Origin of the sequence: Flavobacterium sp. (genome assembly GCF_027484945.1) — a bacterium.
Lineage (GTDB): Bacteria > Bacteroidota > Bacteroidia > Flavobacteriales > Flavobacteriaceae > Flavobacterium.
On record NZ_JAIXRZ010000050.1, the window covers coordinates 1 to 7,281 of the forward strand.

General features: G+C 38.4%; 7 protein-coding genes. 2 read left to right on the top strand and 5 right to left on the bottom strand.

What is annotated here, in order from left to right; translation table 11 throughout:
- Nucleotides 1-188: 188 nt before the first annotated feature.
- Nucleotides 189-2,345: a S46 family peptidase gene (locus Q0039_RS06645; RefSeq protein ID WP_297510954.1), complete on the bottom strand. Its 2,157-nt coding sequence runs from the start codon at nt 2,343-2,345 to the stop codon at nt 189-191.
- Nucleotides 2,346-2,355: 10 nt separating this feature from the next.
- A complete protein-coding gene (locus Q0039_RS06650; RefSeq protein ID WP_297510958.1) occupies nt 2,356-3,603 on the bottom strand; it encodes a glycosyltransferase N-terminal domain-containing protein in 1,248 nt (415 codons plus the stop codon).
- 217 nt (nt 3,604-3,820) lie between these two features.
- Between Q0039_RS06650 and Q0039_RS06655 the strand changes: the two genes are divergently transcribed.
- Entirely contained in the window at nt 3,821-4,951 is a 1,131-nt protein-coding gene (locus tag Q0039_RS06655; RefSeq protein WP_297510961.1) for a DegT/DnrJ/EryC1/StrS family aminotransferase, read from the top strand.
- Between the two features lie 26 nt (nt 4,952-4,977).
- The gene (galE, locus tag Q0039_RS06660; protein WP_297510963.1) at nt 4,978-6,009 is read left to right on the top strand and encodes a UDP-glucose 4-epimerase GalE; all 1,032 of its coding nucleotides are present in this window, start codon (nt 4,978-4,980) and stop codon (nt 6,007-6,009) included.
- Nucleotides 6,010-6,047: 38 nt separating this feature from the next.
- Here galE and Q0039_RS06665 read toward each other — a convergent pair whose 3' ends face one another.
- The 3 genes from Q0039_RS06665 to Q0039_RS06675 all read right to left on the bottom strand — a co-directional run.
- Nucleotides 6,048-6,314, bottom strand: a complete 267-nt coding sequence (locus tag Q0039_RS06665; protein WP_297510967.1) for a hypothetical protein — start codon at nt 6,312-6,314, stop codon at nt 6,048-6,050.
- 157 nt (nt 6,315-6,471) lie between these two features.
- A complete protein-coding gene (locus tag Q0039_RS06670) occupies nt 6,472-6,732 on the bottom strand; it encodes a hypothetical protein (protein WP_297510969.1) in 261 nt (86 codons plus the stop codon).
- A gap of 1 nt (nt 6,733) precedes the next feature.
- A partial coding sequence (locus tag Q0039_RS06675; protein WP_297510972.1) for an ACP S-malonyltransferase occupies nt 6,734-7,281 on the bottom strand: 548 nt, incomplete at its 5' end.

Consider the following 7,281-nt stretch of genomic DNA (forward strand, 5'->3'; position numbering starts at 1 on the left):
AGCAATTACAGCTAAGCTTAAAAATACTTTTTTCATCTTACTTAATTATAAAAGGTTAATTATTAATTCGGAGCAAAGATATAAATTTTTTTAATCACAAAAACAAATGTTCTCATTTTTTTAAAAAATTCGCACTTTGAATTCCGGCAATATATTATCAAATACTGTGCCAAAAACGGTTTTTCGAATTATTTATTTTTCTTTTTGGGAGTAATGATTTTCAGCTCGTTAATCAAATTTTGTGCATTCGCAAATTTATCAATGATAAACAATACATACCGCGCATCGACCATAATATTGCGGCAAATATCAGGAGAATAATAAATATCACTCATGGTTCCTTCCCAAACGCGATCAAAATTACACCCAATCAAGTTGCCCTCTGCATCCAAGGCTGGACTACCCGAATTTCCCCCGGTTGTATGATTTGTAGCAATAAAGGCAACGGGTAATTTGCCTTCCGTATTGGCATAACGTCCATAATCTTTTGCATTATACAAATCAATTAATTTTTGGGGAACATCAAATTCATAGTCGCCCGGAATATATTTTTCCATTACCCCATCTAAAGTTGTAAACGGTTGGTAATACACTCCATCTGCGGGTTTATACCCTTTTACTTTTCCAAAGGTAACGCGCAACGTACTATTGGCATCAGGGAAAATACGGTCTGATTTCGGACTTAATTCTACTATTGCTTTCATATATTGCCGTTGTGTGGCGGCATTTTTCATACTCAATGCATCATAAGTAGGTGCAACCGATTTGAGGTACATCTCGGTTAAGGATTTGGCCAACAAATAGCCTTTATCCGCATTTAAATTGGCAATAACAGTTGCTGAATCTCCTTCCAATAGCTTGCGAAATCCTTCCAAACTCGTTATTCCTGACTGGCTGTAAATCGCAGCCGTTAGTTGAGCTGCATTTAATTGTTCTAATGAACTAGGTAAAAATTGTTTGGGTAAACGATTTGCATAGATTGCAATTACTTGCTCAAACACGTTTCGGTCCAATTCTACATTGTATTCTTTATAAAAGGCATCAATTCCCTTATAAAGTGCATTTTTACGGTCGCTAAAAGCTTGTTCTCCTTTATTGGTCAACAATTGTTCTAATTGGAACAATTTATAACCGTTTTGCAATAACTCACAATTGCGGGTTACCACCTCAGAAAATAAATCACGAGCCAAAGCATAATCGCGAATTGCTGCATAATTTTTTTCAAAATCAGCCAACAACATTCCGTATTCGGCTTGCTTTCCAGCTTTATGGATTTTCTCGGTTAAGGCCGCTTCAAATTTTTGTTTTACCCCTACAGCATTCGACTTTTTAAGTCCTTTTGTTTCTCCAATCCATTTTTTCCAAGCATTAGCAATACTTGAATTTTTAGAGGCATACATAATCTTCGTGGCTTGGTCTTTTCGCATAAAGCGCTCTTGAATTTTTAAGGTCGCATCCCGCACTTCAATCTTCGCCGGATTTAAAGAATTCATAATTTGTTCAACCGCAAATGAGGGTAAATATTCTTGGGTTCGTCCTGGATAGCCCATGACCATTGTAAAGTCATTTTCTTTGATGTCACTAATTGAAATGGGGAAAAAGTGTTTGGGTTTGTAGGGGACATTGTCTTTTGAATATTTTGCAGGGCGATTGTTTTTATCGGCATAAATTCTAAAAATTGAAAAATCGCCGGTATGTCTTGGCCAAACCCAGTTGTCGGTATCCGATCCAAATTTACCAATAGAACTTGGGGGTGCGCCAACCAACCGAATGTCTCGAAACGTTTCGGTTACAAAACAAATGTATTGGTTTCCATCATAAAAGGGTTTAATAAGATTATCTTGCCCTGGTTCCCTCGGCAACGATTGGGTTAATGCAGCAATCGTGCTTTGGATTTTTTTTTGTTTTTCTACTTCGGTTAATCCTTCAGTGCCTTCTAGAACTTGAGCTGTTACATCGTCTATCCGCACAACAAAAGTGACTACCATGTCGGGATTGGTTAATTCCTCTTCTAGAGAATAGGCCCAAAATCCATCCCGTAAATAATCGTGCGCTACTGAAGAATGGTTTTGTATTGCATCAAATCCACAATGGTGATTGGTTAAGATTAATCCTTTTTCGGAAATCACTTCAGCCGTACAACCGCCATCAAATTGCGGAACGGCATCTTTTAGGCTGGAATTGTTTAGGGAATAGATTTGCTCGGCAGTTAATTTCATGCCTAAATTTTTCATTTCAGTTTCGCGATCCCCTTTTAAAAGATTGGGTAACCACATTCCGCCTTGCTGCGCTACTGCGTTAAGGCAAATCAATAAAAACAGAAATAGGTGTCTGAGGTTTTTCATAGCTAACAAATTATTGAATAGGGTGGGTTTTGGTAATAAAATTAAGAATGGTTGTGGTTGCTCCTTTGTTCATTTGAACGAAAGTTGAGCAAATATGCCCTTTTTCATGGCGCTCGTCTTCGTTGTTTATTAATAGATTGAATGCATCATTTAGTTCAGTTTGATTTTGAATACTTAGGCATCCATTTTGGCCAACAAGCGCTTTCGCTTCTGCAAAATGACTATAATTCGGTCCAACAACAATAGGTATGCCAAAAGTTGCAGGTTCTAATACATTATGAACACCTGGATTTCCAAATCCACCTCCTACATAAGCGATATCGGCATAACTGTAGATTTTGGTTAAAATTCCAATAGTGTCAATAATAAATACAACGCAAGAGGAAAGGTCGGAGCCTTCTTTTTCAGAAAATAAAACGGTTGGCTTTTGTAAACGGGTTTGTAAACTTGCAATTTGTTCCGCTTTAATATTATGGGGTGCAATGATGAATTTAACATTCGAGGTTGTTTGATTGATATAGGAAATCAACAGTTCTTCATCTTTGGGCCAAGTACTTCCCATTACAACTGTAGGGGTTCCATTTTTGAAAGTTTCAATAAAGTCCAAACGATTATCGCGTTCGAGTAGCGATGCCACGCGGTCAAATCGGGTATCTCCAGAAACCGTACAATTGATGTAGCCAATATTTTGTAATAGCGCTTTTGAGGTGTCGTTTTGAACAAAAAAATGGGTAAATGATCGAAGTGCTTTGCGATAAAATCCGCCATAAAATTTGAAAAAAACCTGATTGGGTCGAAAAATACCAGAAATTAAATAAGTCGGGATTTGAAGTCGCAGCAACTCGTTTAAGTAATTGGGCCAAAATTCGTATTTAATGAAAAAAACCATTTCGGGATGTATTGCTGCAATAAACCTTTGGGCATTGGTTTTGGTATCTAAAGGAAGGTAAACCGTCACGTCGGCTGAAGTGGTATTTTGGCGAACTTCATATCCAGAGGGTGAAAAAAAAGTGACCACAAGGATATGGTTAGGATAGGCGCTTTTGATTGCGGTAATCACCGGTAGGCCTTGCTCAAATTCGCCCAAAGAAGCGGCATGGAACCAGATGGATTTGGATGAAGCAGGACACTTTGTTTCTAGCGTATTCCATACCTTTTTTCGACCTTCAACAAACAAGTTTAATTTGCGGTTGAAAAGTGCTGGTAGAGGAAGGAGAACTTGTATACAATGAACCAATAAATTGTAAAGAAACAACATGAATTCAGAATTATGGGGCTAAAAGTACAATTATTTTCTCGAACGATGGTGCTGAATTTGATCAACAAGACATGGTGGTTGGACCCGTAATGAGAAAGTGATTCGGTTTTTTTAAAACTATTGGCACAAACGGGAATACGACCTCTCGAAAAAGCCGATGCCTTTTGCATCCTAAAATTAGAAATTGTGTACTTTTGTTTCGCTATATAAAAAGACCATGAGAAAATTGCAAATGGTTGACTTAAAAAGTCAATACGATTCAATAAAAGACGAAGTCAATGCTTCCATCCAAGAAGTTTTAGATACAACGACCTATATTAACGGACCCCTAGTGCATCAATTTCAAGCCGATTTGGAAAAGTATTTGGGCGTAAAGCACGTTATCCCTTGTGCCAATGGTACCGACGCATTGCAAATCGCAATGATGGGTTTGGGACTTCAACCGGGCGATGAGGTTATTACTGCCGATTTTACTTTTGCGGCAACCGTTGAAGTTATTGCCTTGTTGCAATTAACTCCTGTGCTTGTTGATGTGGATAGGAGCAATATGAATATTTCAATCGCGGGTATACGTAAAGCGATTACTCCAAAAACAAAAGCGATTGTACCGGTACATTTGTTTGGTCGTGCAGCCAATATGGATGCTATTATGGAACTTGCGCATGAGCATAACTTGTTTGTAATTGAGGATAATGCTCAAGCGATTGGTGCCGATTACACTTCAAAATCGGGAGTGAAACGCAAAGTGGGCACAATAGGTCATGTAGGGGCTACCTCTTTTTTTCCTTCTAAGAATTTAGGATGTTATGGCGATGGCGGGGCTATTTTTACCAATGATGATGCACTAGCCCATACATTACGCGGGATTGTCAATCACGGAATGTACGAACGGTATCACCATGATGTAGTTGGTGTAAATTCACGTTTAGACAGTATACAAGCGGGGGTTTTAAAAGCCAAATTACCCCATTTAGATCGCTACAATAAAGCGCGTCAAGATGCAGCGCGTAAATATTCTATGGCATTAGGCGCTAATCCTAATATTTGGGTACCTACTATTTGTGAGTCGTGTGATTGTCATGTATTTCACCAATATGTAATTCGTATTTTGAATGGGAAACGCGACGGACTACTAGCCCATTTACAAAGCATGGGTATTCCATGTGCGATTTATTATCCAATTCCATTACATAGACAAAAGGCCTATTTGGATGCGCGTTATCGAGAAGAAGATTTCCCAGTGACCAATCAATTAGTAGATGAAGTTATTGCATTGCCTATGCATACCGAATTAGACGATGAACAAATTCACTATATTACAGCAGCAGTTTTGGACTATGTTCAATAAATAAAATAATTTACAAAAACGAAATTATGAAAATCGCGGTAACAGGAGGATTAGGATTTATTGGCTCTCATACAGTTGTTGAACTCCAGAATGAAGGTTTTGAAGTTGTTGCCATCGATAATCTATCCAATTCTTCAATTGAAGTTTTGGAGGGTATTGAACGTATTACAGGGGAAAAACTCGTATTTGAACAAATTGATTTACGAGAAAAAGCAGCTGTTCAACATTTTTTTAAAAAACACCATGATTTGGTGGGGATGATTCACTTTGCCGCAAGTAAGGCCGTAGGTGAAAGTGTTGAGAATCCATTGCTGTATTATGAAAACAATATCAATGCATTAGTTTATGTATTGCAAGAGTTAGCTCACTTACCCCAAGCCAATTTTATTTTTAGTTCCTCTTGTACGGTTTACGGTCAGGCGGAACAAATGCCAATTACAGAAAATGCTGCTATACAGCCAGCACTTTCACCCTACGGGAATACCAAGCAAATTGGTGAAGAGATTATACGCGATGCGGCAAAAGTAACAGGGATTAACGCTATTTTATTGCGCTATTTTAATCCAGTAGGGGCTCATGAATCTGCAGAAATTGGGGAATTACCATTGGGTATACCTCAAAATTTAGTGCCTTTTATTACCCAAACGGCTATTGGTCTTCGGGAACAATTAGCTGTTTTTGGATCAGATTATCCTACAGCCGATGGGACAGCAGTGCGTGACTATATTCATGTGGTTGATTTAGCCAAGGCTCACGTAGTTGCTTTAAAACGATTAATTGACAAGCAAAATCAAGCGAATGTAGAAGTATTTAATTTAGGTACCGGTAAAGGAAGTTCGGTATTGGAAGTGATTAGCGCTTTTGAAAAAGTAAGTGGTAAACCTTTAAATTACAAAATAGTGGGTCGTCGTGAGGGCGATATTACAGAAGCTTATGCAAGTACGGATAAAGCCAACTCGGTTTTAGGATGGAAAGCCGAGCTAAGTTTGGAAGATGCGCTTGCAAGTGCATGGAAATGGGAGCAGAAAATACGAGCAAATATAAAAAGGGACAAGTAGACTTGTCCCTTCCCTTTTACAACTAAATAAACAGCCGTTTAGTTTTTAACGGCCTCTTTACCTGCTTTGCCTAGCTTATCAGCTTCCGACTTGAGGTCTTCTTTTGCGGCTTTTACGTTTTCTTCAATGGTTTCTTTGGTTTTTTCAACCGTTGAGTCCACTTCTTTTACCAATGTGTCTGCTTCTTTTTCTAATTGTTCAGCAGCTGCCTCGGTTACGGATTCTGCTTTTTGATCGGTTTTTTTGTCGCAAGACACTACAGTTAACGCACTGATTAACGCTAAGCTTAACACTACTTTTTTCATTTTTTTAAAGGGATTAAGAGTTACTATTAATTAAGAACAGTTACTCTTATTACAAATCGAATGCCAAAAAAAAAACAATGGGTTGTTTGTAATGAAAAATTATATGAATTTTAACGTTTAAAAGTAAAAAAGCCCCAATTTATGGGGCTTTAAAAATTTATTTTTTGGCGGCTTCTTTAATTTGTTTTGCTTTTTCCTCCACTTTTATAGCGCCTTTTACTAAGGCGGTATCTACTTTGGATTTGATTTTCTTTGTAGTCGAGTCCAAAACCTTTGCTGTTTTTGCGGTTACCGAATCTACATTTTCTTTTACTTCTTCAGTCAATGCGTCTTTAGCGGCATCTAATTTTTCTTGGGTTTCCTCTTTGCATGAAGCAAACGCGATGAGTACTGCAAAACTTAATAGTATCTTTTTCATTTTATGCAGAAATTGTTGGGATATCTTTATTGATTTTGTTTACTAATCCCACTAAAACTTTTCCGGGTCCAACTTCAGTAAAGGAAGTCGCTCCATCGGCAATCATCTGTTGTACCGATTGGGTCCATTTTACAGGCGCGGTCAATTGCAGAATCAAATTCTTTTTAATGGTCGCCGCATCATGAACCGCACAAGCAGGAACATTTTGGTATACCGGACAAATCGGATTATTAAAATGTGTTGCTTCGATTGCAGCAGCCAACTCTCCACGAGCCGGTTCCATCATTGGTGAATGAAATGCGCCTCCTACAGGCAATAACAGTGCGCGTTTTGCACCTGCCTCTTTCATTTTTTCACAAGCTGCTTCGACCGCTTTATATTCACCCGAGATAACTAACTGTCCCGGACAGTTATAATTAGCAGCGACGACTACACCGTCAATCGAAGCACAAATTGTTTCTACCACATTATCGTCTAAGTTCAATACAGCGGCCATCGTGGAAGGTGTAATTTCACATGCTTTTTGCATGGCTAATGCACGTTGGGACA

What these genes read in the sequence shown, in the direction of transcription:
- Q0039_RS06645 (WP_297510954.1), bottom strand. Translation starts at nt 2,345, where the DNA reads ATGAAAAACCTCAGACACCTATTTCTGTTTTTATTGATTTGCCTTAAC.
- Q0039_RS06655 (WP_297510961.1), top strand. Translation starts at nt 3,821, where the DNA reads ATGAGAAAATTGCAAATGGTTGACTTAAAAAGTCAATACGATTCAATA.
- galE (WP_297510963.1), top strand. Translation starts at nt 4,978, where the DNA reads ATGAAAATCGCGGTAACAGGAGGATTAGGATTTATTGGCTCTCATACA.
- Q0039_RS06670 (WP_297510969.1), bottom strand. Translation starts at nt 6,732, where the DNA reads ATGAAAAAGATACTATTAAGTTTTGCAGTACTCATCGCGTTTGCTTCA.
- Q0039_RS06665 (WP_297510967.1), bottom strand. Translation starts at nt 6,314, where the DNA reads ATGAAAAAAGTAGTGTTAAGCTTAGCGTTAATCAGTGCGTTAACTGTA.
- Q0039_RS06650 (WP_297510958.1), bottom strand. Translation starts at nt 3,603, where the DNA reads ATGTTGTTTCTTTACAATTTATTGGTTCATTGTATACAAGTTCTCCTT.